Source organism: Pseudomonas sp. CC6-YY-74 (assembly GCF_002025205.1).
Taxonomy (GTDB): domain Bacteria; phylum Pseudomonadota; class Gammaproteobacteria; order Pseudomonadales; family Pseudomonadaceae; genus Aquipseudomonas; species Aquipseudomonas paeninsulae.
Genome location: NZ_CP019947.1, coordinates 462,977 through 489,047, shown reverse-complemented (window position 1 = coordinate 489,047; position 26,071 = coordinate 462,977). Strand labels below are relative to the sequence as shown.

Annotated in this window: 28 protein-coding genes and 1 pseudogene; 20 read left to right on the top strand and 9 right to left on the bottom strand. The window is 62.0% G+C overall.

All coding sequences use genetic code 11. From position 1 onward, the window contains the following. The first annotated feature begins 71 nt into the window (after nt 1-71). Complete coding sequence (locus tag B2D37_RS02295; RefSeq protein WP_079201205.1) at nt 72-1,742, top strand: GGDEF domain-containing protein; 1,671 nt, start codon at nt 72-74, stop codon at nt 1,740-1,742. Between the two features lie 95 nt (nt 1,743-1,837). Here the strand turns inward: B2D37_RS02295 and B2D37_RS02290 are convergent, their stop codons facing one another. Both B2D37_RS02290 and B2D37_RS02285 read right to left on the bottom strand, forming a co-directional pair. Then, nucleotides 1,838-2,623 carry a hydroxypyruvate isomerase family protein gene (locus B2D37_RS02290; RefSeq protein WP_079201204.1) on the bottom strand — a complete coding sequence of 262 codons (786 nt, stop codon included), beginning with the start codon at nt 2,621-2,623 and terminating at the stop codon, nt 1,838-1,840. Further along, complete coding sequence (locus B2D37_RS02285) at nt 2,620-3,510, bottom strand: NAD(P)-dependent oxidoreductase (protein ID WP_079201203.1); 891 nt, start codon at nt 3,508-3,510, stop codon at nt 2,620-2,622. Before B2D37_RS02285 ends, B2D37_RS02290 begins: the two co-directional genes overlap by 4 nt. A gap of 420 nt (nt 3,511-3,930) precedes the next feature. Between B2D37_RS02285 and B2D37_RS02280 the strand changes: the two genes are divergently transcribed. From B2D37_RS02280 to phnE, 4 genes are read left to right on the top strand one after another with little or no spacing between them, the layout of a single operon-like run. Beyond that, a complete protein-coding gene (locus B2D37_RS02280; RefSeq protein ID WP_079201202.1) occupies nt 3,931-4,794 on the top strand; it encodes a putative selenate ABC transporter substrate-binding protein in 864 nt (287 codons plus the stop codon). Continuing rightward, nucleotides 4,791-5,594, top strand: coding sequence for a phosphonate ABC transporter ATP-binding protein (locus tag B2D37_RS02275; protein ID WP_079201201.1), 804 nt, complete (start codon nt 4,791-4,793; stop codon nt 5,592-5,594). Before B2D37_RS02280 ends, B2D37_RS02275 begins: the two co-directional genes overlap by 4 nt. After that, entirely contained in the window at nt 5,588-6,415 is an 828-nt protein-coding gene (locus B2D37_RS02270; RefSeq protein WP_079201200.1) for an ABC transporter permease, read from the top strand. The genes B2D37_RS02275 and B2D37_RS02270 overlap by 7 nt, the downstream gene beginning before the upstream one ends. Further along, nucleotides 6,412-7,194, top strand: coding sequence for a phosphonate ABC transporter, permease protein PhnE (gene phnE, locus B2D37_RS02265; protein ID WP_154067031.1), 783 nt, complete (start codon nt 6,412-6,414; stop codon nt 7,192-7,194). The genes B2D37_RS02270 and phnE overlap by 4 nt, the downstream gene beginning before the upstream one ends. 97 nt (nt 7,195-7,291) lie before the next feature. Here the strand turns inward: phnE and B2D37_RS02260 are convergent, their stop codons facing one another. Beyond that, nucleotides 7,292-7,660 carry a DUF5064 family protein gene (locus B2D37_RS02260; RefSeq protein ID WP_079201199.1) on the bottom strand — a complete coding sequence of 123 codons (369 nt, stop codon included), beginning with the start codon at nt 7,658-7,660 and terminating at the stop codon, nt 7,292-7,294. Nucleotides 7,661-7,914: 254 nt separating this feature from the next. Beyond that, nucleotides 7,915-8,232 carry a DUF2288 domain-containing protein gene (locus B2D37_RS02255; RefSeq protein ID WP_079204876.1) on the bottom strand — a complete coding sequence of 106 codons (318 nt, stop codon included), beginning with the start codon at nt 8,230-8,232 and terminating at the stop codon, nt 7,915-7,917. 297 nt (nt 8,233-8,529) lie between these two features. On the opposite strand from B2D37_RS02255, the gene B2D37_RS02250 reads away from it, so the two are divergent. The 12 genes from B2D37_RS02250 to B2D37_RS02195 all read left to right on the top strand — a co-directional run bounded on the left by B2D37_RS02250 (nt 8,530) and on the right by B2D37_RS02195 (nt 19,686). Continuing rightward, entirely contained in the window at nt 8,530-9,657 is a 1,128-nt protein-coding gene (locus B2D37_RS02250; RefSeq protein ID WP_079201198.1) for a branched-chain amino acid ABC transporter substrate-binding protein, read from the top strand. A 125-nt stretch (nt 9,658-9,782) separates the two neighbouring features. Next, complete coding sequence (gene livH, locus B2D37_RS02245) at nt 9,783-10,706, top strand: high-affinity branched-chain amino acid ABC transporter permease LivH (protein WP_079201197.1); 924 nt, start codon at nt 9,783-9,785, stop codon at nt 10,704-10,706. After that, entirely contained in the window at nt 10,703-11,971 is a 1,269-nt protein-coding gene (locus B2D37_RS02240; protein WP_079201196.1) for a high-affinity branched-chain amino acid ABC transporter permease LivM, read from the top strand. The genes livH and B2D37_RS02240 overlap by 4 nt, the downstream gene beginning before the upstream one ends. Next, nucleotides 11,968-12,735, top strand: a complete 768-nt coding sequence (gene livG, locus B2D37_RS02235; RefSeq protein ID WP_079201195.1) for a high-affinity branched-chain amino acid ABC transporter ATP-binding protein LivG — start codon at nt 11,968-11,970, stop codon at nt 12,733-12,735. Before B2D37_RS02240 ends, livG begins: the two co-directional genes overlap by 4 nt. After that, complete coding sequence (locus tag B2D37_RS02230; RefSeq protein ID WP_079201194.1) at nt 12,735-13,436, top strand: ABC transporter ATP-binding protein; 702 nt, start codon at nt 12,735-12,737, stop codon at nt 13,434-13,436. The genes livG and B2D37_RS02230 overlap by 1 nt, the downstream gene beginning before the upstream one ends. A gap of 214 nt (nt 13,437-13,650) precedes the next feature. Further along, complete coding sequence (locus tag B2D37_RS02225; RefSeq protein ID WP_079201193.1) at nt 13,651-14,361, top strand: rRNA pseudouridine synthase; 711 nt, start codon at nt 13,651-13,653, stop codon at nt 14,359-14,361. A gap of 58 nt (nt 14,362-14,419) precedes the next feature. Further along, on the top strand, nt 14,420-14,881 hold the full coding sequence (locus tag B2D37_RS02220; RefSeq protein ID WP_079201192.1) for a DUF1456 family protein: 462 nt from the start codon (nt 14,420-14,422) through the stop codon (nt 14,879-14,881). Nucleotides 14,882-14,999: 118 nt separating this feature from the next. Further along, nucleotides 15,000-15,770 carry an SDR family oxidoreductase gene (locus tag B2D37_RS02215; protein WP_079201191.1) on the top strand — a complete coding sequence of 257 codons (771 nt, stop codon included), beginning with the start codon at nt 15,000-15,002 and terminating at the stop codon, nt 15,768-15,770. Between the two features lie 123 nt (nt 15,771-15,893). Continuing rightward, complete coding sequence (locus tag B2D37_RS02210; protein ID WP_079201190.1) at nt 15,894-16,529, top strand: DUF1326 domain-containing protein; 636 nt, start codon at nt 15,894-15,896, stop codon at nt 16,527-16,529. Between the two features lie 2 nt (nt 16,530-16,531). After that, nucleotides 16,532-17,329, top strand: coding sequence for a DUF2182 domain-containing protein (locus B2D37_RS02205; protein ID WP_256573139.1), 798 nt, complete (start codon nt 16,532-16,534; stop codon nt 17,327-17,329). Between the two features lie 66 nt (nt 17,330-17,395). Then, the gene (tsaA, locus tag B2D37_RS02200) at nt 17,396-18,088 is read left to right on the top strand and encodes a tRNA (N6-threonylcarbamoyladenosine(37)-N6)-methyltransferase TrmO (protein WP_079204874.1); all 693 of its coding nucleotides are present in this window, start codon (nt 17,396-17,398) and stop codon (nt 18,086-18,088) included. 230 nt (nt 18,089-18,318) lie between these two features. Next, nucleotides 18,319-19,686 (top strand): bifunctional diguanylate cyclase/phosphodiesterase, encoded by a 1,368-nt coding sequence (locus tag B2D37_RS02195; RefSeq protein WP_079201189.1) that lies wholly within the window; start codon nt 18,319-18,321, stop codon nt 19,684-19,686. A 225-nt stretch (nt 19,687-19,911) separates the two neighbouring features. On the opposite strand, the gene fpr is transcribed toward B2D37_RS02195, so the two are convergent. After that, on the bottom strand, nt 19,912-20,691 hold the full coding sequence (gene fpr, locus B2D37_RS02190; protein ID WP_079201188.1) for a ferredoxin-NADP reductase: 780 nt from the start codon (nt 20,689-20,691) through the stop codon (nt 19,912-19,914). Nucleotides 20,692-20,806: 115 nt separating this feature from the next. Here fpr and B2D37_RS02185 point away from each other — a divergent pair, with 115 nt between their 5' ends. Next, nucleotides 20,807-21,733, top strand: coding sequence for a LysR family transcriptional regulator (locus B2D37_RS02185; RefSeq protein WP_079201187.1), 927 nt, complete (start codon nt 20,807-20,809; stop codon nt 21,731-21,733). 48 nt (nt 21,734-21,781) lie between these two features. On the opposite strand, the gene B2D37_RS02180 is transcribed toward B2D37_RS02185, so the two are convergent. Next, a complete protein-coding gene (locus B2D37_RS02180; protein WP_079201186.1) occupies nt 21,782-22,147 on the bottom strand; it encodes a diacylglycerol kinase in 366 nt (121 codons plus the stop codon). A 121-nt stretch (nt 22,148-22,268) separates the two neighbouring features. Beyond that, nucleotides 22,269-22,919: a response regulator transcription factor ErdR gene (gene erdR / locus B2D37_RS02175; protein ID WP_079201185.1), complete on the bottom strand. Its 651-nt coding sequence runs from the start codon at nt 22,917-22,919 to the stop codon at nt 22,269-22,271. Between the two features lie 203 nt (nt 22,920-23,122). Between erdR and B2D37_RS02170 the strand changes: the two genes are divergently transcribed. After that, a complete protein-coding gene (locus B2D37_RS02170; RefSeq protein ID WP_079201184.1) occupies nt 23,123-24,076 on the top strand; it encodes a DMT family transporter in 954 nt (317 codons plus the stop codon). Here B2D37_RS02170 and B2D37_RS02165 read toward each other — a convergent pair. Next, nucleotides 24,012-24,722 carry a tRNA-uridine aminocarboxypropyltransferase gene (locus B2D37_RS02165; protein WP_079201183.1) on the bottom strand — a complete coding sequence of 237 codons (711 nt, stop codon included), beginning with the start codon at nt 24,720-24,722 and terminating at the stop codon, nt 24,012-24,014. The genes B2D37_RS02170 and B2D37_RS02165 overlap by 65 nt on opposite strands. A 185-nt stretch (nt 24,723-24,907) precedes the next feature. Between B2D37_RS02165 and B2D37_RS02160 the strand changes: the two genes are divergently transcribed. Then, entirely contained in the window at nt 24,908-25,306 is a 399-nt protein-coding gene (locus tag B2D37_RS02160) for a quorum-sensing-regulated virulence factor family protein (RefSeq protein ID WP_079204873.1), read from the top strand. A 30-nt stretch (nt 25,307-25,336) separates the two neighbouring features. Here B2D37_RS02160 and B2D37_RS02155 read toward each other — a convergent pair. Next, nucleotides 25,337-26,021: pseudogene (locus B2D37_RS02155) on the bottom strand (xylulose 5-phosphate 3-epimerase); the annotation flags it as partial. Nucleotides 26,022-26,071: the final 50 nt, after the last annotated feature.

Below are 26,071 nucleotides of genomic sequence, written 5' to 3'. Positions count from 1 at the left end.
GTTGTCGTGACCGCATCCGCTGTTGATGGTATTGCAAGGCTGTATAGACGCTGAGTCAGCGGCAGGTCGCCATGCCCCCACCCGTTCAAACACCACCCGGTAAGCGGAGCACCACTGCGCGACGCTTAGGCCTCGGCCTGCTGCTGGTGCAGTTGCTGTGCCTGACCGAGGTCATGGCCGCGGAAACAATGCGCCTGCAGCTGCGCTGGCTGCATCAGTTCCAGTTCGCCGGCTACTACATGGCCCTGGAAAAAGGTCTCTATGCGCAAGCCGGGCTGGATGTACAGATCAGTCCAGGCGGGCCGGGAACGCCAAAGCCGATAGACGCCCTGCTCAACGGTGATACCGACTTTGCCATTGCCAACAGCGGCCTGGTCATCGCGCGCATGCAGGGCAACCCCGTAGTGGCGCTGGCGGCGATCATGCAGAGCTCTCCTACCGTGTGGATAGTGCGCGCCGACTCGGACATCTATACGCCGCAGGACTTGGCGGGCAAGCGGGTGATGCTGATGCAGGCGCCGGAAAGCGCCGAGCTGCGCATCACCCTGGTCCGCAAAGGCATCGATCTGAGTCACCTGGAGGTACAGCAGACCAGTTTCAACCCGCAGGATCTGATCGACGGCAACACCGATGCGTTCGGCGGTTACATTTCCAACGAACCGTTCTGGCTGCAACAGCAGAAGGTGCCCTACCGGCTGATCAATCCGCGCGACTATGGTGTCAATTTCTACAACGATGTACTGGCCACCCACGAAAGCCTGTTGCAACAGCGCCCCGCGCAGGTCGAGGCTTTTCTCCAGGCCAGCCTGCAAGGATGGCAATACGCCCTGGAAAACATCGAGGAAAGCGTACAGCTGATTCATCGACGCTATGCCCCCGACAAGAGCCTGGAACATCTGCGTTTCGAAGCCGAGCAATTGCAGACACTGATCATGCCGGAGCTGGTGCAACTGGGGCACATGAACCCGGGGCGCTGGCAAGCCATAGCGCAAAGTTACCTGGATCTGGGCATGGTCGAGGGACCGATCGAACTGGATGGTTTTATCTACAAGCGCAAGGTTGCAACCGACCACCGCCTGCTCTACCAGGTGCTTGGCGGCGCCCTGCTGGCCCTGCTGCTGCTGGGCGCCGTGGCGTTGCGCTTCGCCCGCCTGACGCAGACGCTGCGCCTGGAGGTCAAGCGCCGGCAACAGGCCGAGCAGGAACTGCGTAGCAGCAACCTGCAACTGGAGCGCCTGGCCAACACCGACCGCCTGACCGGACAGTGGTCGCGCCTGAAGATCGAGGAACTGGCGCACACCGAAATCAAGCGCGCCGAGCGCCATGATTTCCCTCTGGCCTTGGTGTTTCTCGATATCGACCGCTTCAAGTCGGTCAACGATCAATACGGTCACGACGTCGGCGATTGCGTCCTCACTGGCGTGGCGCAACGGATCAAGACTCACCTGCGCGACGCCGACAGCCTATGCCGCTGGGGCGGCGAGGAATTCATCGTCCTCATGCCGCACACCGACCTCGATCAAGCCTGCCTGATCGCGGAAAAGCTCCGCGCCCTGATCGCCGCCGAACCGCTAACCGGAACGATCGGCGTCACCGCCAGCTTTGGCGTGGCGCAGTGGCAGCCCGGGCAAGGTCTGGGTGAACTGGTGCACTGCGCCGACCTGATGCTCTATCGCGCCAAGAAGTTGGGGCGCAATCGGGTCGAACGCTTTTCCCCCTGCACCATCCTGCCCCTGGCGTAACGGACTGTCGTGCCTTCAGGGGCTGTAAAAATAGCCAACCTCGTCGTGAGACCGTCTCCAGGTGTATAAGGCAGGCGGATGTTCTTCACAACCGCTCAGCCAGCCTTGCGCCAGCTGGCCAGCCAGTCCAGTCCCGCCTGCGTTCCCGCTTCACCCGGCAGGTATTCGGCGCCCAGCCAGCCCTGATAGCCGGTGCGTTTGAGCGCCGCCAGGGCCGGGGCAAACTCGAGCTGACCGGTTCCCGGCGCCCCACGCCCGGGGCAGTCGGCGAACTGCACATGGCCGATGCGCCCAGCCAACAACTCGATGCCCGCCAGTAGATCCACGCCTTGGCGCGCCATGTGGTAGAGGTCGTACTGGGCCGCCAGATTGGGATGCCTGACCGTGCGCAACAGCGCATCGAGCTGTTCAGGGCTGTTGAGCAAAAAGCCCGGCATATCCAGCGGGTTGATCGCCTCCACCAGCACGCGGATTCCCAGCCGCTGAAAAGCCTCGGCGCTCTTGTGCAGATTGGTGGCCAGGGTCGCCAGCGCTCGTTCTCGGTTCACACCTTCGGCCAGGCGCCCGGGCAGCACATTGACGCAGGCGGGACGCACCATCGCCGCATAGGTCAGCGCCTCCTGCAGCGCGGCATCGAACTCGGCCTGGCGCGCCGGCACCGCCGCCAGACCGGCACCGCCGCTGAGCAAGTCGCCAGCGGGCAGATTGATCAGCACCAGCGGCATGCCCGCCGCCTCCAGCGCCTCCTTCAGGCGAATCGCCGCCAACTCGTAGGGAAACTGGATTTCCACACCGTCGAAACCCGCCGCAGCGGCCGCCACCACGCGCTCGCGCAACGGCAGTTCGCTGAACAGCAGGGACAGGTTGGCGGCGATTTTCATGCCTCACCCTCCCGATACAGCTGCACCAGCGTGGCCGGGTCGCGCTGCAGATTGCCCTGGCTGCCGTGCAGGCGCAGCAACTGCGCCGCCAGGCCGCTGAGCGGTGTGGCCGAACCGATCTCGCGGGACAGTTTGACCGCACTGTCCAGATCCTTGAGCAAGGTGTGCACATGCCATTTGATCGGCTCGAACTGGCTGCTGGCCATTTGCGGGGCGAGGATCTGCAGCGGTTTGGAATCGGCAAAACCACCGGCCAGGGCCGGAGCGAGCAGGCTGGCATCGACCCCGGCCTGCTCCGCCAGGGCCACCACCTCGGCAATCACCAGGGCGTTGCAGGCGACGATCATCTGGTTGCACAACTTGGTCACCTGACCGGCACCGACATCGCCCATGCGGGTCAGGCGCTGACCCAGGTGGGCGAGGATCGGTCGCGCCCGTTCGATATCCTCCGCGCGGCCACCGGCCATGATCGCCAGGCTGCCGGCCTCGGCGCCGGGCGTGCCACCGGACACCGGCGCATCGACCCAGCGCATGCCGCAGCGCTGCTCCAGCTCGGCGGCCATCGCGCGAGTCGCCGCCGGCTCCAGGCTGGAGAAATCCACCAACAGTTGCCCGGGCCGGGCGCCCTCGACAATACCGCCGGGGCCGAACACCACCTCACGCACCACCTCGGTATTGGCCAGGCAGAGCATCACCATGCCGGCATCGCTGCACAACTCGGCCGGGGTTTGCACACGCTGCGCCCCCAGCTCGAGCAACGCCAGGCACTTGTCCGGCGAACGGTTCCACACACGCAGGGGATAACCCGCGGCCAACAGGCGCCGGGTCATGGGCAAGCCCATCAGGCCGATGCCGGCGAAAGCCAAGGCCGGCAGGGAAGTGCTCATCGATGCAGACATAATGCGGCTCCAGCTCAAAGGACATGAATATCTTAACGTAGGGTGGCTGAGCGGCGCGGAACCTCTGCATCGAACCCGCCATGGACTGAGTGCGCTGCGTAACTTAGGTGCTAGGCGCAGATGCCAAAGAGCCCGCAAAAAATGCAGGCTCGTTGATTTGAATGAATGTCTAAGGCTTAGCAGGTCTTGGCCACCGGTCACCCCAGCCGCTCGCCAGCGAAACCCGCGCCACGTCTGCCGCTGCGAGTTCCTCCGGGCTTATCCGGTTCCACCCCTGTACCAAACATAGAGCCTCCCCACACCGCAGTAACCGAGCGCTTTTTCACAAGCTCTCAGCCCAACCGCCACAAGCGCATGATTCCCTTTATACTCCGCCGGATTTCCCCGCTATTGAACCGGAGAACCCCCATGTTGAAGCGTCCCTTTGCACTGGCCGCCGGCCTTGCCTTGTCTTTTTCCGCCGTATTTGCCCAAGCCGCCGATGTATTGCGCGTCTCGGCCATCCCCGATGAAGCCCCCACCGAACTGTTGCGCAAATTCAAGCCGCTTGGCGCCTACCTCGAACAGCAACTGGACATGAAAGTCGAGTTCGTCCCGGTATCCGACTATGCCGCGGTGGTCGAGGCCCTCGCCGCCGATCGTATCGACATGGCCTGGCTGGGCGGTTTCACCTTCGTCCAGGCGCGTCTGAAAACCGCTAACACTGCACACGCCGCCATCCCGCTGGTGCAACGCGCCGAAGATGAGAAGTTCACCAGCAAGATCATCAGCGCCGACCCGGCCGTGCACTCGCTGCAGGACCTGAAAGGCAAGACCTTCGCCTTCGGTTCGGTGTCGTCCACCTCCGGCAGTCTGATGCCGCGCTACTTCATGCTGAAAGACGGAATCAAGCCGGAACAGTTCTTCAGCCGCATCGCCTACTCCGGTGCGCATGACGCCACCGCGGCCTGGGTGCAGGCCGGTAAGGCCGACGGCGGCGTACTCAACGCCTCGGTGTGGGACAAGCTGGTCGCCGCCGGCAAGGTCGATACCAACAAGGTCAAGGTAATCGCCACTACCCCGCCCTACTTCGATTACAACTGGACAGTGCGCGGCACCCTCGATCCAGTCGTGCGCGACAAGATCCAGGCGGCGTTCCTCGCCCTCGACCCGGCCAACCCGGAACACAAGGCCATCCTCGACCTGCAAGCCGCCAGCCGCTTTATCGCGACCAAGGCAGAAAATTACCAGGGCATCGAGGAAGCAGCCCAAGCGGCCGGCCTGTTGCAGTGAGTGTCAGCCTCAGCGGCGTGGGGCTGACCCACGCCAACGGTCAGGTTGCGCTCAGCGCGGTCAATCTGCAGGTAAAGATCGGCGAGCGGGTGGCCATCATCGGCCCCTCGGGCGCGGGCAAAACCAGCCTGCTGCGCCTGCTCGCCAGCAACCTGCAACCCAGCCGCGGACAGATCCAGCTGCTCGGCCAGCAGCCTTGGCAGCTGGCCGCCGGTCAGCGGCAGAAGTTGCGTGCGCGTATCGGCCTGATTCATCAGGCGCCGCCCCTGCCACCACGCCAGCGGGTGGTCACGGCGGTACTGGCGGGTAAACTGGGGCAATGGTCCCTGGGCAAAAGCCTGCTCAACCTGCTGCATCCGCTGGATATGCCCGGTGCCCAGGCGGCCCTTGCTCGCCTCGACCTGGCGGACAAGCTGTTCGAACGCTGCGATCAGCTCTCCGGCGGCCAGTTGCAACGGGTCGGCATCGCGCGGGTGCTCTATCAAGCGCCGGAACTGATCCTTGCCGATGAGCCGGTGTCTGCCATGGACCCGGTGCTCGCCGGTCATACCCTCAGCGTGCTCAATGAGGAAGTCAGTCGGCGCGGCATGACTCTGCTGGCCAGCCTGCATGCGGTTGACTTGGCCCTGGCGCATTTCCCGCGAATCATCGGCGTGCGCGAGGGTCGCATCGTCTTCGACTTGCCGCCCGAAGCAATCAGCGTCTCCGCGCTGGATGCGCTCTACGCCAACGAACAATTGCCAGCCGTGCCCGCTTCGGCAGCGGCGGCGCCTGTGAGCGTGCAGATCCCACGATGCTGAACCCGGTACTGCGTGACCCGGCAGCCTTGCCGCGCCTGGCACTGACCCTGCTCGCAGTGCTGCTGTTGTGGCCAGGCCTGGCGCTCAGCGAGCTGAACCTGGCGGTGCTGTTCGATCAACAGAACGCAGCCAATATGGGCCGCTTTCTCGCCGATTTCTGGCCGCTGGCGCATGATCGCGAGTTCCTCCAGTTACTCGGTCGCGCCACCCTGGAAACCCTGGCTATCGCCACCGCCGGAATGGCCCTGGCCCTACTGATCGCCATGCCCGGCGCACTGCTGGCCAGTCGCGCGCTATCACTCTCCGCCGTGCACCGTGGCGGACGTCCGGCCTGGTGGGCGCAGGCCCTGCGCTGGCCGGTACGCGGCCTGCTGATCATCCTGCGCAGCGTGCCGGAAATCGTCTGGGCGCTGTTGTTCGTGCGCGCCGTTGGCCTGGGCCCGACTGCCGGCGTGCTGGCCATCGCCATCACCTACAGCGGCATGCTTGGCAAGGTCTACGCGGAAATCTTCGAGTCGGTCGACCCGCGCCCGAGCCGCGCCCTGCTGATCGCCGGCAGCCCACGCCTGGCTGCCTTCGCCTACGGGGTGCTACCCAATGCCGCCGCGGAAATGCTCTCCTACACGGTGTACCGCTGGGAGTGCGCCATCCGCGCCTCGGTGGTGATGGGCTTCGTCGGCGCCGGCGGCCTGGGCCAGCAGATCGACCTGTCGCTGCGCATGTTCGCCGGCGGCGAGGTGGCCAGCATGCTGCTGTGCTTCCTGTTGCTGGTCCTGCTCGCCGACCAACTCAGCCGCCTGCTGCGCGCGAGGTTGCTATGAAGCCTTCTGCGGGCAAGCGTCTGGGCAACTACGGCCTGCTGCTGGCCTTGCTGGTGACGGTGGTCGCGTCCTTCCGCTTCCTGGGCATCGACCTTGGCGCACTGATCAGTGGCGACAGCCTGAGCCAGATGGGCCGCTATGCCAGCAACTTCTTCAGCCCGGATTTCTCGGCGCCACACATGCGGGCCATCGGCCACGGCGCGCTGGAGACCCTGGCCATGTCGGCCGTCGGCACCCTGCTGGCAGCCCTGCTCGGCCTACTCCTGGCCTTGCCGGCGGCCGGACGTTTCGGCTGGCTGGCGCTGAGCGGCTCTCGTTTTCTCTTGAATGCCCTGCGCGCGATACCGGAACTGGTGTGGGCGGCCCTGGTAGTGCTGGCCGCCGGCCTCGGCCCGAATGCCGGCACCCTGGCCCTGGCCCTGCACACCACCGGGGTGCTCGGCCGGTTGTTCGCCGAAGCCCTGGAGAACACCTCGAACGAACCAGCCGAGGCGATTCGCCTGAGCGGCGGTGGACATGTGGCGGCGTTCTGCTACGGCACCCTGCCGGCAGTCTGGCCGCAACTGATCGCCTATTCGCTGTACCGCTGGGAAAACAATATCCGCATGGCCAGCGTGCTCGGCTTTGTCGGTGCCGGTGGGCTGGGACAGATGCTCTACGTCAGTCTCAGCCTGTTCCAGGAAGCCCAGGCGGCGACGGTGATCCTGGCGATGCTGATCCTGGTGCTGGGCGTCGACGCCTTCAGCGGCTGGGCGCGTCAGCGCTGGGTCAGCGCGTAGGGCGGTCCGGGCGGCGATCCGCTCGGAGCGAAGCGACAGCCCGCCACAGGCTGCTTCGCGAATCTGCGGCGAGTAACGCCCTATCCGATAGCCCCATCTACAAGCCGTCTTTCTCAAGGTGGTCGAGATCGACCGAATCACCGGTATGGCTGCCGAGCTTGGTGCGGATATCGGCGAACATCTGGTCGTATTCCTGGTGACCACGCATGATCAGGCTAAAATTGGCCGGCATCCCATGCTTGAGTGCCAGGCGGCTGGCGACGCTGGCGAAATTGAAGGCGGTATCGCGGTGCAACTCGAACTGCTCCTCGAACGCCTTGCCCGCCACGTCGCCGGCCAGGCGCATGTGCAGCATCGGCCCCTCGACCGGATCCTGGCGCACCTCGTAGTGGAGATCGATGCTGAACGTAGGTTGGTCCGGGGTGGCGACCGGGTTAGCGCGATGCAGATGGCCAGGCTCGAACATGTTGGCTCCGTAGCGACAGAGAAAGGGAAGACTCGAACCAGTCTAGCCCTGTTCACCGCCACCGGCGCATCGACTCAGCGGCTGTGAAAATATCGCGCGCCGTCGCGCGACCGTCTCCAGGCGTTCGCGGCAAGGCGCACCGTGTGAAAAACAGGGGAGTTTAGTGAGCTAAATAACCCTGCTTTTCACCTAGCGCAACGCTGCAGCGGTCGTGTGGAGGCGGCCGAAGTAGACGCGCGTTATTTCACCGGCTCTCAGTGCACAACAGGCTCGCCACGTCGCTCCTGCACCAGCACCCAAGGCGCCACCACCACCGCCCACAGCGGCGGGTCGCGCGCCAGCAGATCCGCGGCATCCCCATCGTCGACTTTTTTCAATTGGCCGCTGGCCAGCCAGGCGCTCACCTTGCCCTGGTCGTTTTCCGCGACGGCTTGGGCCATCGCGATCAGATCTTGCGTAGCCCCGACCATCAGCAACGCACCGCGGGCGAAGCTAGGTTGCAACTCTTGCCAGGTGATTGGTGCAGTTTCGCCAAGCAGCTTGGCGTAGAGGGTGCTAGGTTGTTCAGTCATGGTTTGTCCGCAGAAGTAGTCCGAGTTTTGCTTGGGCAGCATAATAGCGCCGCGCAAGCGCCAGGCAAGTACGCCGGACGCTGCCAAACGCAGGCGAGGCACGCCGTTTTTCTATACGTTTCTTGCAATTAAGCGACATCTGCATGATTTGCCCCCAACGGCTGGCTTTTCAATCGGCAAAGCGGCGCTCTACACTGCAGCGGTAAAGTTGCCAGGGGTATGGCCGGGGAGAACGATCCGGCTCTGCAGCTTTGGCCGCCAGAACTACACAACGAAAACCAATAAGAGTGGAGCACTATGAACAAGGCTACTAAGCAGATCTCCAAACTGTTTGCCGCCATGGCCATGGCCGGCGTTGCCAGCTACTCGCTAGCGGCTGATACGATCAAGATTGGTATGGCAGGCCCGGTAACGGGCGCAGTCGCACAATATGGCGAGATGCAATTTATCGGCGCCAAGATGGCCATCGAGCAGATCAACAAGGCTGGTGGCGTCAACGGCGCCATGCTCGAAGGCGTGGTGTATGACGATGCATGCGATCCGAAGCAAGCCGTGGCCGTAGCCAACAAGATCGTCAACGACGAAGTAAAATTCGTGATTGGCCACCTCTGTTCCAGCTCCACTCAACCGGCGTCCGACATCTACGAAGACGAAGGCATCCTGATGATCAGCCCGGCTTCCACCAGCCCTGACATCACCGCTCGCGGCTACGAACTGGTGTTCCGCACCATTGGCCTGGACAGCCTGCAAGGCCCGACCGCCGGCAACTTCATCGCCGACCACGTCAAGCCGAAAGCTGTCGCTGTCATCCATGACAAGCAGCAGTACGGCGAAGGCATCGCCACCGCGGTCAAGCAGACGCTGGAAGCCAAGGGCACCAAGGTCGTCCTGTTCGAAGGCATCAATGCCGGCGACAAGGATTTCTCCGCGATGATCGCCAAGCTCAAGCAAGCCAATGTGGATTTCGTCTACTACGGCGGCTACCACCCGGAGCTGGGCCTGCTGCTGCGTCAGTCGGCTGAAAAAGGCCTGACCGCCAAGTTCATGGGCCCTGAAGGTGTGGGCAACAAGGAAATCTCGGCCATCGCCGGCCCGGCTTCCGAAGGCCTGCTGGTGACCCTGCCGAAGTCGTTCGACCAGGATCCCCGCAACCAGGCACTGGTCGAAGCGTTCAAAGCCAAGAACGAAGACTCCAGCGGCCCGTTCGTCTTCCCAGCCTATGCTGCCGTGCAAGTGATTGCCGAAGGCATTGAGAAAGCTGGCGATACCGATACCGCCAAGGTGGCCGCAGCCCTGCGTGCCAACAGCTTCGACACGCCTACCGGCGTCCTCAGCTTCGACGAAAAGGGCGACCTGAAAGACTTCAGCTTCGTGGTCTACGAATGGCACCAGGACGGCACCAAGACCGAAGCACCGCTTAACTGAATAAAGCGGCTTCCCGCCTGAACCCAAAGCCCACTGCAGCCGCAGTGGGTTTTGTTTATTAGAAGAATTCCGGTCTCACCCTGCGCCACAAGCGCTGACGTGCGTGACGACCCAGGAGTTAGGCAATGCCTGATCTGTATCACTACCTGCAACAGCTGGTTAACGGTCTGACCGTTGGCAGTACCTATGCCCTGATTGCCATTGGCTACACCATGGTCTACGGCATCATCGGCATGATCAACTTCGCCCACGGCGAGGTTTACATGATTGGCTCGTATGTAGTCTTCATCGTTATCGCCGGCCTGACCATGTTCGGCCTGGACAGCTTGCCCCTGATAATGATCGCCGGCTTCGCCGCCAGCATCATTGTCTGCGCAGCCTACGGTTACAGCATCGAACGCGTCGCCTATCGCCCCCTGCGCGGTGGCAACCGCTTGATCCCGCTGATCTCGGCGATCGGCATGTCGATCTTCCTGCAGAACCTCATGTTGTTGTCTCAGGACTCCAAGGACAAAGCCATTCCCAATCCCTTACCGGGCAATTTCGTGTTCGGTGAAAGCGCCATGAATGGCGTGGTCATTTCCTATATGCAGGTGCTGATTTTCGTCGTCACCTTCCTGGCAATGGTCGGTCTGACCCTGTTCATCTCCCGTTCGCGACTGGGCCGGGCCTGCCGGGCCTGCGCCGAAGACCTGAAGATGGCCAACCTGCTGGGCATCAACACCCACAACATCATCTCCCTGACCTTCGTCATCGGCGCCGCTCTGGCCGCAGTTGCCGCCGTGTTGCTGGGTATGCAGTACGGCGTGATCAACCCGCACCTGGGCTTCCTCGCCGGCATCAAGGCGTTCACCGCCGCGGTACTGGGCGGCATTGGTAGCATCCCGGGCGCGGTATTGGGCGGCCTGGTGCTCGGTGTAGCCGAAGCTTTCGGCGCCGACATCTTTGGCGATCAGTACAAGGACGTGGTGGCTTTCAGCCTGCTGGTGCTGGTGCTGCTGTTCCGACCGACCGGTATTCTGGGTCGCCCGGAGGTTGAGAAAGTATGAGTAGCGCGATCAAGAAAAACTTCAAAACGGCCTTCTTCAGCGCCCTGCTGGTGCTGGCCGTGGCCTATCCGGTGATCGGCCTGAAGCTGAGCACCGTGGGCATCAAGCTGCAAGTGCAAGGTGCCAGCCCGGCCGTTATCTGGACCATCCTCGGTAGCTCGATTGCCATGTTTTTCTGGCAATTGTTCCGCACCCAGCTGAGTGCCGTCCTGAGCCATGCACCGAAGTTACCGAGCATGCCGAGTCAGGCAAGCAACTTCCTCACCCTGCCCTCGACCCAGCGCTGGGTGATCATCGGGCTGATCATCACGGCCTTGGCCTGGCCGTTCTTCGGCAGCCGCGGCGCGGTGGACATCGCCACCCTGATCCTGATCTACGTAATGCTCGGCCTGGGCCTGAACATCGTGGTTGGCCTGGCCGGATTGCTCGACCTCGGTTACGTGGCGTTCTATGCCGTAGGCGCCTACAGCTATGCACTCCTGTCGTTCTACTTCGGCCTGAGCTTCTGGGTCTGCCTGCCGATTGCCGGCCTGATGGCGGCGTTCTTCGGTTTTATCCTCGGTTTCCCGGTGCTGCGTCTGCGCGGCGACTACCTGGCCATCGTCACCCTGGGTTTCGGCGAGATCATCCGCATCCTGCTGAACAACATGACCTGGCTGACCGGCGGCCCCAACGGTATCGGCTCGATCCCCAAGCCGACGCTGTTCGGCCTGTCGTTCGACCGCAAGGCCGCTGAAGGCATGCAGACGTTTCATGAATATTTCGGCGTGGCCTATGCCTCGATCAACAAGGTGATCTTCCTCTACCTGATTGCCCTGGTGCTGGTACTGCTGACCCTGTTCGTGATCAACCGCCTGCTGCGCATGCCGATTGGCCGGGCCTGGGAGGCCCTGCGCGAAGACGAAATCGCCTGCCGTGCCCTCGGCATGAACCCCACCATGATCAAACTTTCGGCCTTCACCCTGGGCGCCTGCTTCGCCGGTTTTGCCGGCAGCTTCTTCGCCGCACGCCAAGGCCTGGTCAGCCCGCAATCCTTCACCTTCATCGAGTCGGCGATCATCCTCGCCATCGTCGTGCTGGGCGGCATGGGCTCGCAGCTGGGGATCATCCTGGCCGCCATCGTCATGATCCTGTTGCCGGAGCTGGCGCGCGAATTCAACGAGTACCGCATGCTGATGTTCGGCGCGCTGATGGTGCTGATGATGATCTGGCGTCCGCAAGGCCTGCTACCCATGCAGCGCCCGCACCTGGAGTTGAAACAATGAGCCGCCCTATTCTGGAAGTAAGCGGCCTGTCCATGCGCTTCGGCGGCCTGCTGGCCGTCAACGGAGTGGGGCTGACCGTCAATGAAAAACAAGTGGTGTCGATGATCGGCCCGAACGGTGCCGGCAAGACCACGGTATTCAACTGCCTGACCGGCTTCTACCAGCCAACCAGCGGCAATATCCGCCTCAATGGCGAGCAGATCGAAGGCCTGCCAGGCCACAAGATCGCCCGCAAGGGCGTGGTGCGGACCTTCCAGAACGTGCGGTTGTTCAAGGAAATGACCACGGTGGAAAACCTGCTGGTGGCTCAGCACCGCCACCTCAACACCAACTTCATTGCCGGCCTGTTGAAGACCCCGGCGTTTCGCAAGAGCGAACGCGAAGCCATGGAATACGCCGCGCACTGGCTGGAGCAGGTCAACCTGACCGAATTCGCCAACCGCCCGGCCGGCACCCTCGCCTATGGCCAGCAACGCCGCCTGGAAATTGCTCGCTGCATGATGACGCGGCCGCGCATCCTCATGCTCGACGAGCCGGCCGCCGGCCTCAATCCGCGGGAAACTGACGACCTCAAAGCCCTGATCCGCATGCTGCGCGATGAACATAGCGTCACCGTATTGTTGATCGAGCACGACATGAAGCTGGTCATGAGCATTTCCGACCATATCTACGTGATCAACCAGGGCACGCCCCTGGCCGAAGGCACGCCGGAGCAGATCCGCGCGAACCCGGACGTGATCAAAGCCTACCTGGGGGAAGCTTGATGCTGTATTTCGACAAGGTTTCCACCTTCTACGGCAAGATTCAGGCACTCCATGACGTCGACGTCGAGGTGCGCCAAGGCGAGATCGTCACCCTGATCGGTGCCAACGGCGCCGGCAAATCGACCCTGCTGATGACCCTGTGCGGCTCACCGCAGGCGAGCAGTGGCAGCATCCGCTTCGAGGGTGAAGAGTTGATCGGCCAGAACACCCCGGACATCATGCGCAAGAGCATTGCCGTGGTACCGGAAGGTCGCCGGGTATTCTCCCGCCTGACCGTGGAAGAGAACCTGGTGATGGGCGGCTTCTTCACGGCCAAGGGCGAGTTCCAGGAGCAACTGGACAAGGTCCTGCAGCTGTTCCCGCGCCTGCAGGAACGCCTGTCGCAGCGCGCCGGCACCATGTCCGGCGGCGAACAGCAAATGCTCGCCATCGGCCGTGCGTTGATGAGCAAACCCAAGCTGCTGCTGCTCGACGAACCCTCCCTGGGGCTTGCACCGATCATCATCCAGCAGATCTTCGGCATCATCGAACAGCTGCGCGCGGATGGCGTGACCGTATTCCTGGTCGAGCAGAACGCCAACCAGGCGCTCAAGCTGGCCGACCGTGGCTATGTGCTGGAGAACGGCCGGATCGTCATGCAGGGCAGCGGGCATGACTTGCTCAATGACCCGAAGGTGCGCGACGCCTACCTCGGCGGTTAAGTACCCTGCTCGCGTTGCAAAGCCGCTCTTCGGAGCGGCTTTTTATTACGTGGCGAAGGATCCGACCGGCCGCGCAGGTGAAGTCCATCCGCTGCTCGATGGGTTGCCACCCCTCCTACGGCAGAGTTTTTATCTGCACCGTTTGCCCAATGATCCGCGCACGACGGCCCTGGCCAGTTACAATGACAGCCCTTTTTTACCGACGACTCTTTCCATGACCGACCCGATACGCCTGTCCAAACGCCTGATTGAACTGGTCGGCTGCTCACGTCGTGAGGCCGAGTTGTATATCGAGGGCGGCTGGGTACTGGTCGATGGCGTGGTGGTGCAAGAGCCGCAATTCAAGGTCGAGGCACAGCGCGTCGAGCTGCTCCCGGACGCGGTACTGGCACCGGTCGAGCCGGTCACCCTGCTGCTCTATGTGCCCTCCGGCCACTTCCCGGATCGCGCGGTCGAAACCGTCAGCCAAGCCAGCCAATGGCCGGAAGACGGCTCCGGCATCCGCCCGCTGAAAAGCCACTTCGCGCGATTGGTCACCTGCCTGCCACTGCAAGCCGGCGCCGATGGCCTGCACGTGCTGACTCAGGACTGGCGGATCGAGCGCAAGCTCAAGGACGATCAGGCCAAGCTGGAGCAGGAGTATGTCGTCGAGGTCATCGGCACACTCAGTAACAGCCAACTAAAACGCCTGAACCACGGCCTGAGTTTCAACGGCTCAGCACTGCCACCGTGCAAGGTCAGCTGGCAGAACGAAACCCGCCTGCGCTTCGCCTTGAAAAACCCGCAGCCCGGACAGATCGTATTCATGTGCAACAGCGTCGACCTCAAGGTGCTGGGCATGAAGCGCATCCGTATCGGCGGCGTGTCCATGGCCAAAGTCCAGCCCGGCCAATGGCGCTACCTGGCCGCGAAAGAACGCTTCTAGGCATTTCTCCGGCTGCAGCACTTGAGTGCTGCAGTTCCCAACATTTCAGGACACCCTCATGCTCAATAACGATGTACTGCGCAGCGTGCGCTATATGCTCGACGTCAGTGACGCGAAAATTGTCGAAATCATCCAGCTCAGCGGCAAGCAGACCAGCGTGGCCGAAATCGCTCCGCTGTTGAAAAAGGACGACGAGGAAGGCTTCGTCGCCTGTGACGACGAGCTGATGGCGCACTTTCTCGATGGCCTGGTGTACCTCAAGCGCGGCAAGGACGAAAGCCGACCGGCCCAGCCCTTCGAGCTGCCAGTGACCAACAACATGGTGCTGAAAAAGCTGCGCGTGGCCTTCGAACTGAAAGAAGACGACATGCACGAGATCATGCAGAGCGTCGACTGCCCGGTATCAAAACCCGAGATGAGCGCCCTGTTTCGCAAGTTCGGCCACAGCAACTACCGCACCTGCGGCGATCAGTTCCTGCGCAACTTCCTCAAGGGTCTGACTCTGCGCGTGCGTGGCTGAACCTCAGCTGAGGGAGCGGCGCATGGCTCATGGCGCTGCATTCCCAGGCGCAATAATGCCTGCCGTTGGCAGGCCGGGCGTTTAGGGTAATGGCATTCATCCCCCAAGAGGATTCGCCATGCACCCCTACTTCTCCCTGCAAGGCCGCACCGCGCTGGTAACCGGTGGCACCCGCGGTATCGGCAAGATGATCGCCAAGGCCTTCCTCGAGGCCGGTGCGACTGTCTATGTATGTGCCCGTGACGGCGAGGCCTGCGCGCAAACCGCCGCCGAACTCTCAGCCTTTGGCACGTGCCACGGCCTCGCCGCCAACCTGGCCAGCGAGGAAGGCGTGCAGGCACTGGCCGCGCAACTGACAGGCGAAATCGGCCAGCTCGACATCCTGGTCAACAATGCCGGTACCACCTGGGGCGCGCCGCTTGAGTCCTACCCGGTCAAGGGCTGGGAAAAAGTCATGCAGCTCAACGTGACCTCGGTGTTCAGCTGCATCCAGCAGTTGCTGCCATTGCTGCGCAAGGCCGGCTCGGCGACCAATCCGGCGCGGGTGATCAATATCGGTTCGGTAGCCGGCATCACCTCCCATGGCGAAGACGCCTACGCCTATGGCCCGAGCAAGGCCGCACTGCATCAACTGTCGCGCATGCTTGCCCGCGAACTGGTCGGCCAGCACATCAACATCAACGTGATTGCGCCGGGGCGCTTTCCGAGCAAGATGACCCAGCACATCGCCCAGGATGAAGCGGCCATGGCCGAGGATACCGCGCTGATTCCGATGAAGCGCTGGGGCCGCGAGGAAGAAATGGCTGCCCTGGCGATCAGCCTGGCCAGTACTGCCGGCGCCTACATGACCGGCAACATTATCCCCATTGATGGCGGCTTCAGCCTCTGAGTCAACTTTGCCAACACGTGCGGCCGCTGGTCTGGCGCGCCGCCCGGCCACCGACGGCTCTGCTAGTTTTACTGTTTGGGGTAACCGCACCTGAAGCCGCGCCTGCGGCAAGGAGCAAAGGCCATGAGCATGGCTGACTGGCGTATGCAGGGCGCCGAATTTGCCACCTGCAACTGCGATTGGGGCTGTCCCTGCCAATTCAGCGCCCTACCTAGCCACGGCAACTGCGAGGCCGTGGTGTCGATGCGCATCGACCAGGGCCACTACAACGAGGTCAAGCTGGACGGCCTGTGCTGGGTCGCCACCTTTGCCTGGCCCGGCGCAATCCACCAAGGCAGTGGCCGCTGCCAGGCATTCATCGAGGACAAGGCCACCCCGGAGCAGCGTGAGGCGTTGCTGCACATTCTCTCTGGCGAAGACACCGAGCCAGGCGCCACGGTGTTTTCGGTATTTGCCAGTACCATCAGTGAGATGCTCGAACCGCAGTTTGTGCCCATCGAGTTGGCAGTAGACGTGGATAAGCGCGAAGCCCACACCCGCATCGCCGGGATACTTGAAGTCAAAGGCGAACCGATTCGCAACCCGGTGACCGGTGAACCTCAGGAAGCGCGAATAGTCCTGCCCAAAGGCTTCGAGTTCACCGAAGCGCAGGTAGCCAGTGGCACCTACCAGACTCAGGGCGCGATCAAGATCGCTGCGCAGAACAGTCATGGTCACTTCGCCCGACTGCATTTCACCGGGCAAGGGGTGGTGCGCTGAAGGTGCAGCTCGCCGACCAGCAACACCGACGCGTGCCCTACTGGCCACTGGGCAAGGAACAATGGCTGACGCTACTGAGCCTGCTGGCGTTGACCGGCATCGCCTGGCTGCTGTTGTTCCGCATGGCTGCGAGCATGGCCACGCCGAACGCCATGGTCGATATGGCCATGGCGGGCATGCCGATGCCTTGGAGCCTGGCCGATGCGCTGCTGATGCTGGCGATGTGGTCGGTAATGATGGTCGGCATGATGCTGCCGAGCGCCCTGCCGATGATCCTGCTCTACCAGCAGATGTTGCGCCGCTATATGACGCCCCCTCAACGGCACCTGGCGCTGCTGCTGTTCTGCCTGGCCTATCTGTTGGTGTGGAGCGGCTTCAGCCTGATCGCCACTGCCCTGCAATGGGGCCTGGATCGCCTGACCCTACTCAGCCCGCAGATGCGCAGCCAGAGTCAGTGGCTTGGCGCGGCCCTGCTGATGGGGGCCGGCGCCTACCAGTGGCTACCGGGCAAGTCGGCCTGCCTCGCGCATTGTCGCGGACCGGTGCAGTTCCTCCTCGGTCACTGGCGCTCCGGTGTGGTCGGTGGTTGGTCCATGGGCCTGAAGCATGGCCTCTACTGCCTGGGCTGCTGCTGGATGCTGATGGGCCTGCTGTTTGTCGGCGGAGTGATGAACCTGCTGTGGGCAGCATTGATCGGCGTCTATGTGCTGCTGGAAAAGCTGCTGCCCGGCGGCATCTGGCTCGGTCGCATCGCCGGGCTAGTGTTATTTGTCTGGGGAATGGCACTTCTGCTTGGCTAGGGTGACTTAAGGCCGCCGCGTATTGCGGGTAAGATGGCCCTCCTCGCCACTGCCAGTCGCTTGCCCATGCCCTACTCCGTTTCGCCCATCGGTTTCGTCCGCTCCTGTTTCAAGGAGAAATTCGCCATTCCCCGTCAGCCACAGTTGGCACCGGCTGCCCGTGGTGTGCTGGAACTGGTCGCCCCCTTCGATACGGGCGAAGCGGTGCAGGGCCTGGAGCAGGTCAGCCATGTCTGGCTGCTGTTTCTGTTCCACCAGGCACTGGAAGACCAGCCACGCCTGAAAGTGCGTCCACCGCGCCTGGGTGGGAATAAATCGGTAGGGGTGTTCGCCACCCGCGCCACCCACCGCCCCAACGGCATCGGGCAATCGGTGGTCAAACTGGACAAGGTCGAAGCGGGCAGGCTCTGGCTATCGGGGATCGATTTGCTCGACGGCACACCGGTGCTGGATATCAAACCCTACGTGCCCTATGCCGACAGCGTCGCCAGTGCCTATAACCGCATCGCCGACGGTGCTCCGCTGTTGATCGAGGTGCAATGGCGAGACGCTGCCCTCAGCCAGGCGCGCAGCCACGGCCTGCGCCTCGACCAGCCGCTGGTCGAACTGATCGAGCAATGCCTGGCCCAGGATCCGCGCCCGGCCTATCAGGTGCCATCGCCCGAACGGCGCTACGGCACGCGTTTGTGGGATGTCGATGTGCGTTGGCACTACCCGGAACCGGGAAATATCTGCGTGCTGGAAGTGGTGGCGACCTGAGTGCGTCAGTTAAGGCAAGGCAGCCATCGCATCAGATGCTCTTGACCTGCGGGACCTGTCGAACCCAAGGTAATCACTCGCCCGCGCGAAGCCGCTAGGCATTTTGATTGAAGTATTGCTTCCGCAGTACTTGGGCTACGACTAAAGTTGACTCATGGGCACCACCTGTCGGCACATCTTCACACTTCCCCGCAGGTCATGGCTGATTCCGAGAATCAATAATTTACCTTATGAATAAAAAGCCTTACGTCCCATCAGGTAACCTTGTTGACCTTCTGCTCGATGCCATTTGCGTAGTCGACCAAGAGGGATGCTTTGTTTTTGTCAGTGCCGCCTGCGAACGGATCTTTGGGTATACGGCCGAGGAAATGGTCGGCAGGAGCATGATCGAACTGGTGTTACCAGAAGATCGCGCCAGGACGCTGCAAGCGGCAAGCGAAGTTATGTCGGGCACCAGCAAGCCCAATTTTGAGAATCGCTATGTGCGCAAGGATGGGCAGATCGCCCACATCATGTGGTCGGCCCGCTGGTCGGCGGACGATCAACTGCGGATTGCCGTGGCCCATGACGTTAGCGAGCGTAAACACAGCGAGTCGATGCAAGCAGCGCTCTATGCCATCTCCGAAGCGGCGCACCTGGCCAAGGATCTACCCAGCCTGTTCGAGAAAGTTCACTCGATCGTCGGCCAGCTGTTACCGGCCATCAACTTTTCCGTGGTTCTTTACGATGAACAGAACGACCAGCTGAGCTTTCCCTACCATATCGACGAGCGCTATCAGGCCCCAGCTCCGCACAATCTGGCGACTCCCACACTCAGCGCGGAAATCATCCGCACCGGGCAGACCTTGCTGCTCTCACCAGAAACGCTGACGACCCTGCCCGAGCATGTGCAGGCGATCGACTGCGCTTCACTGTATTGGCTGGGCGTGCCCCTCACCTCGCACAACGGCACCATTGGCGCCTTGGTGGTCCAGAGTTATACCCACGGAGCGCGCTACACCGACAAGGACAAGGAACTGCTGCAATTCGTCTCGACCCAGATCGCGACAGCCATCGAGCGCCAGCAGATGCTCAGTCGCTTGCAGTTCATGGCCCAATACGACCAACTGACCCAACTGCCTAACCGCGCCCTGCTCTACGACCGCTTGCACACCGCACTGACCAGGACACGCCGGGAGCGAACGCAGCTGTCGCTGCTGTTTCTCGATTTGGACAAATTCAAGCAGGTCAACGATACGTTCGGCCACACCATCGGCGACCTCCTGCTGCAACTGGTTGCCAAGCGCCTCAGGCAATGCGTGCGCGAATCGGATACGGTCGCACGTCTGGGTGGCGACGAATTCGTGGTGCTGCTCGAAGACTTCCACTCGCCGGATCATGCCGTGCTGGTCGCCGAGAAAATCCGCTTGGCACTCAACCAGCCATTCGACCTGAATGGTCAGGCGCACATGATTCTGCCGAGCATCGGGGTAGCCTTTTATCCGCAGCACGGTATTGATGCACAACAGTTGCTCAATCATGCCGACAACGCCATGTATGCAGCGAAGAAAAGCGGCGGCAATCGCTTCCAGATCACACTCGACCCAACTCCCAACTAGAATCGCCCTGCCCGACAGCGAACTGAATGATTGGTCCGACCTGGCGGATTCGCCCGGCGCGGGCATCCGCCAGGAATGCAACGCGGAGTTCCACTGCAATCCGGGAGCGATTTGTCGGCAGTGGATGCCTCCCCGATTTTCATCCAAGTACAAAAAAATCCCGTCCACTTGAATCAAGTGAGCGGGATTTTTGGTGCAGCGAGCCTTTGCATAAGACCCTGGAGCTTACTTCTCGACGAAGGCGCGCTCGATCAGGTAATCGCCCGGCTCGCCCATGCGCGGGGAGATTTTCAGGCCGAAGCTGTTGAGTACGGCGGCGGTCTCGTCGAGCATGCTCGGGCTGCCGCAGATCATCGCGCGGTCGTCCTGCGGGTTGATCGGCGGCAGGCCGATATCGCGGAATAACTTGCCGCTGCGCATCAGGTCGGTCAGGCGGCCCTGGTTCTCGAACTCTTCACGGGTCACAGTCGGGTAGTAGATCAGCTTGCTCTTCAAGGCATCGCCGAAGTATTCGTTCTGCGGCAGGTGCTCGGTGATGAACTCACGGTAGGCCACTTCGTTGACGTAACGCACGCCATGCACCAGCACGATTTTCTCGTAGCGCTCGTAGGTTTCCGGGTCCTGGATCACGCTCATGAAGGGTGCCAGGCCCGTGCCCGTGCTAAGCAGGTACAGGTGCTTGCCCGGCAACAGGTCGTCGAGTACCAAGGTGCCTGTCGGTTTGCGGCTGACCATCAGCTCGTCGCCTGGTTTGAGGTGCTGCAGCTGCGAAGTCAGCGGGCCGTCCTGCACCTTGATGCTGAAGAACTCCAGATGCTCTTCATAGTTCGGGCTGGCGATCGAGTAGGCACGCATCAACGGACGCCCAGTATCCTGCTGCAGACCGATCATCACGAACTGACCGTTATCAAAACGCAGACCCGGATTGCGGGTGGTCTTGAAACTGAACAGGGTATCGTTCCAATGATGGACGCTGAGCACACGCTCGACGTTTAGATTACTCATGCAGGCTTCCTCGGAAAGTCGCGGCACCGATCGCGGGTGATTGCACGGCATTCTAAGCGGAGGCAGAATATCTGTTAAGTTGATTATCAAGATATAGAATATCGGTTATATAGATATGCGATTTACGCTTAGACAACTCCAGGTATTCGTCATCGCCGCCCAGCAGCAGAGCGTCTCGCGCGCGGCCGAGGCGTTGGCGCTGTCGCAGTCGGCAACCAGCACCTCGCTGAGCGAACTGGAGCGCCAATCCGGCTGCCAACTGTTCGACCGCGCAGGCAAGCGCCTGCGTCTCAACTCCCTGGGCCAGCAACTGCTGCCGCAAGCGGTGGCCTTGCTCGATCAAGCCAAGGAAATCGAACGCCTGTTGATCGGCAAGAGCGGCTTCGGCTCACTCAATGTCGGTGCCACCCTGACGGTGGGTAACTACTTGGCAACCTTGCTAATAGGCCGTTTCATGCAACGCCACCCGGAGTGCCGGGTGAAACTGCAGGTGCACAACACCGCTCACGTCGTGCAGCAAATCGCTCAGTATGAGTTGGACCTGGGGATGATCGAAGGCGATTGCCAGCACCCGGATATCGAAGTGCAGCCTTGGGTCGAGGATGAGCTGGTGGTGTTCTGCGCACCGCAGCACCCGCTGGCCAAACGCGGCGAGGCCAGCTTGGCGGAACTGACCCGCGAGGCCTGGATTCTTCGTGAGCAGGGCTCGGGCACCCGCCTGACCTTCGACCAGGCCATGCGACACCACCCGGAGGCGTTGAATATCTGCCTGGAGCTTGAGCACACCGAGGCGATCAAGCGTGCGGTGGAGTCGGGGCTGGGTATCGGCTGCATCTCGCGCCTGGCCCTGCGCGACGCCTTTCGCCGCGGCAGCCTGGTGGCCGTGGAAACCCCAAGCCTGGATCTGCGCAGGCAGTTCTACTTCATCTGGCACAAACAGAAGTACCAGAGCGCCGCCATGCGTGAATTCATCGAGCTATGCCGGGAGCTGACTGTCGGGGTCAGACGCAGCGATGAGATAGTGCTGCCAAACATTGCCTGAAGTTCTGCCGCCACAACGTTGCGCGGCCAGCGGTAGCTTCACCGGCGCCTAGCCCAGCAGGATCACCGCCCAGACACTGGCGATCAACGTCAGGGACATGAACTGCGCGGCGCTGCCCATGTCCTTGGCGTTTTTCGACAAGGGATGCAGCTCCAGGGAGATCCGATCGACCGCCGCCTCCAGTGCCGAATTGAGCAGTTCGACGATCAACGCCAACAGGCAGACAGCTACCATCAACGCGCGCTCGCCCCGACTGACGTCGCTGTAGAACGCCAGCGGAATCATCACCAGGTTGAGCAGCAGCAACTGACGAAATGCGGCTTCGCCGGCAATCGCGACTCGCAACCCCGCCAGCGAATAGCCCGCCGCATTAACGATACGCTTGAGGCCAGTCTGGCCCTTGAATGGCGACATAAGAAGGTTATCCACACTATAAATGGCCGGCCAGCACGAGAACTAAAACCTGCACAAGCAAAGCGACGCCGCCTACTGGTTTGACTGCGACACGTGCGAGCAACCTGTATCAGGAGCGCGCTCAACTGCTGGGGATCGATTCCATCTGCTGCAACAGCAGCGCCGCCTGGGTGCGGGTACGTACACCGAGCTTGCGGAAAATCGCCGTAACATGCGCCTTTACCGTGGCCTCGGAAACACTTAACTCGTAGGCAATCTGCTTGTTCAACAAGCCGTCGCAGACCATGGTCAACACGCGAAACTGCTGCGGGGTCAGACTGGCCAGGCCGGCACTGGCGGCTTTAGCTTCGGCAGAGACCTGCGCAGCCTCCTCGGTTTGCTCCGGCCACCAGGTATCACCATCGAGCACCACTTGTACGGCTTGCTGGATGCTCTCCAGAGAGCTGGACTTGGGAATGAAACCACTCGCGCCAAACTCGCGTGCCCGCGCCACCACGTTAACCTCTTCCTGCGCCGAGACCATCACCACGGGTACCTGCGGGTATTGCCCGCGCAGCAACGCCAAGCCGGAAAAACCATAGGCACCGGGCATATTGAGGTCGAGTAACACCAGATCCCAATCTGACTTCTGCGCCAGGCAGGCTTCCAACTCGGCGATGCTGGCAGCCTCTACCAGGCGAGACTGCGGGCCAAGACCCAGGGTCAGTGCCTGCAGAAGCGCACTGCGAAATAGCGGATGATCGTCGGCAATCAGGATTTCATAGGCGGCCATTGCAGATCCTGTTCTTGTTATGTGAGTACCGCTAGCGCAGGCCTGCCGGGTAAAACACGACAGACCGCTCGATTAGCCGCGCATAGTACACGGCCAACTGCATAATGCGCCTAAGGCGGCGCCAAGCATGCCGAGCGATCTCGGAGTGGTCAAGCGCGTTGCTTTGCGGCACAGTCTGCACTTTTGCCCAACGAGACTGTTTTATGCGAAGCCAGGCCCTGCGCGCCGACCTCTTGATGCTGCTGACGGCCATGATCTGGGGCTCGGCCTTCGTCGCCCAGCGCCTGGGCATGGACTCGATAGGGCCATTGCTCTACAGCGGCCTGCGTTTTGCCCTGGCGGTATTGATTCTGCTGCCACTGCTACCGCTGTTTGAGCGCCGCTCGCGCAGCACACCTCCTCCGCCGCTAAATCGCCACCTGCTACTGGGTGGTGGCCTGATGGGCTTGGCGTTGGCCCTGGGGATCAATCTACAGCAGGTCGGTTTGCTCTTCACCAGTGTCACCAACGCCGGATTCATCACCGGACTGTACGTGATCATCGTGCCCCTGCTCGGCCTGCTGCTCGGCCACAAGACGGGGCTGGGCATCTGGCTGGGCGCCTCGTTGGCGGTGCTCGGCATGTTTCTGCTCAGCGTCGGCGAAGGCTTTCAGGTCGCCTCCGGCGACTGGCTGCAATTGGCTGGAGCCTTCGTCTGGGCCGTGCATGTGCTGCTGGTGGGGGTTTTCGCCAGGCGTCATGACCCATTGCGTCTGGCCGTGGTGCAATTCGCCACCTGCGCGCTGATCAGCCTGCTGTTGGCGCTGATCTTCGAGGAGATCCACCTCGACTCGATCATCGCCGCCGGCCCGGCGATTCTGTATGGCGGCCTGTTCGGCGTGGCCATCGGCTTTACCTTGCAGGTGGTGGCGCAAAAGCATGCGATCGCCTCGCATGCCGCGATCATCCTCTCGCTGGAAGCCGTGTTTGCCGCCATTGCCGGCGCCTGGCTACTGGGCGAAGCGCTGCAACTGCGTGGTTATTTCGGCTGTGCGCTGATGCTCGCCGGCATGCTGCTGGCACAACTATGGCCGAAAAAAACCAGCCAACTACTCACAGAAACAAGCGTAAATGCTGGTGCAAGGCGTCGTCCAGATCAACCGCGCGTGGAGCCTTAGCCGCCAGGTAGTGCTGGCTGAAGACATCCAGATAGGCATTCAGCGCGTCGGCGGCACGCTGATCGCCGGCCAGCTCCAGACAGAGCGCCGCCACCTCGGCGGTACACAGGTGATCGTCGCGCGTGGACCGCCGCAGACGGTAACGCGACAACTGCTCGGGCTGCAGGCTGAGCACCGGCAAGCTGTCGAGGTAGGGGCTTTTGCGGAACATCTTGCGCGCCTCGGTCCAGGTCGCATCGAGCAGAATGAACAATGGCCGCTTGCCAGGTGCATGCTGCACCTCTCTGACCACTCGCTCAGACTCGACGTATTCACCGGGAAACACCAGATAGGGCTGCCACTGCGGATCACTCAGCAGCGCCGGCAAGGCGGGCTCGACCGCCGTTCGCAACCAGCCGAAGGCCGACGTGTCGGCCACTACATCGGCAATCAACCAACCGGTATTGCTCGGCTTGAGCGCCTCGACATCATGCATCAGCAAACACATGGCCGATTTCGCCTCGATCTGCGGACGCCAGGCGCACAGGCAATGGCTCAGGGCCAGCCGGCAGCGCTGGCAACGCACGGCCTTGGAGCCACGGGCCAGGAAAGGTTTTTCACTACGCGCAATGCGCGCGGCGCGCAAACGAGCGACGGCATGGCTCATGCGCAAAGCGTTCCGTAGCAAGCAATGGACGGCATGTGGGATCCTGGGACGGTAAGCCCGCCAGTCTAACAAAGCCGCCACGATTGCAGGTGGGGTAAACCCAGGCAGCCAAGTAAGATACTCACCTGCTGAACCTCTGCAGGCTCATGCCTGTCGAAGAGTTCGAACTGACTCTGGAGAACCCCATGCCGCGCCTGATCGCTGTAATCCTCGCCCTTAGCCTGCCCGTTCTCGCTCAGGCCGCATCGCTGAACAATTTCGAGCTGAGCAAGACCCTGGAACGCGTCGCCCAGGAAAGCAGCGTTGGCACGCCACGGGCGATCAACGAAGACATTCTCGATCAAGGCTATAGCGTCGACGGCAATGAACTGGTCAATCACCTGAGCGTGCGCCCCGCCCACGCCGCGCAGATGCGCGGCAACCCGGATAGCGTGCGTGCGCAGTTGGCCAACAGCGTGTGCCGCAACCCCGGCTATCGCCAGTTATTGGCGCGTGGCGCCGTCCTGCGTTACGAGTTCAGCGAATACAAAACCAATCGCCCGATCGTCAGCGAGCGCTTCAGTAACAGCGACTGCGGCCAATAGGCGACAGTAGTCAATCAACGCCGGTATTGAGGCTGCGCCAGCCAACAAGAAAGCCTGCAGCTTTTCTCCGGGCAGAGGCAAGTGACAGTACTGCTACTCGGCAAAGCCGAGGCAACCCCCTTCGGCAATACCGCCAGCGCTATGCGGCTTGACGTGACTACCCTGGAGCACACCCGACACATCTGGCGCGCCATCGGCTGCCTGGGCATAGCTGTAGAGGTCTGCCACTAGCCGGCTCATTCCAGTTTCATCGCAGCGGTAACGCGCGGCCTGTTCAGGGTGTTATTGAGCGCCTCGACCGCCGCCACACAGTGTCCCTGCCCCATCAGCCAACCACGGGTTTCCCCGGCCTGGGCATTCAGCGCCAGGTAGGCGGTGTAACCGGGCACCAGGTTCAAGGCGCCGCCGGTACGACCCTCGGGCTTTACCTTGAAGTCGTCAGGTTCCAGGGCCATGCCGTCCAGGCGCACGCGCCGGGCACAGGTCATCTGCACCACCAGCCATAAACCGGCGGCGTTCAGCCGGTCCAGTGCGCGCAACAGAGCATAGACACTGGCCAGGTCGAGCTGCTTACCCGCTGCACCCGTTAATGGGCCATACGCAAGACCGCCGCACAGGTCTCTGGACTATGCTGTACAGGGCCATAGGCCTGCTGCCAAGCGGCGAGCCCAAGTCCGGCCAAGGCATGGGCGGCCAGTGCACGGGCACTCGGCAATAATTACGGCATGGCCGTTCGCCTGGACTTTTCGCACAATCTAGGACGCA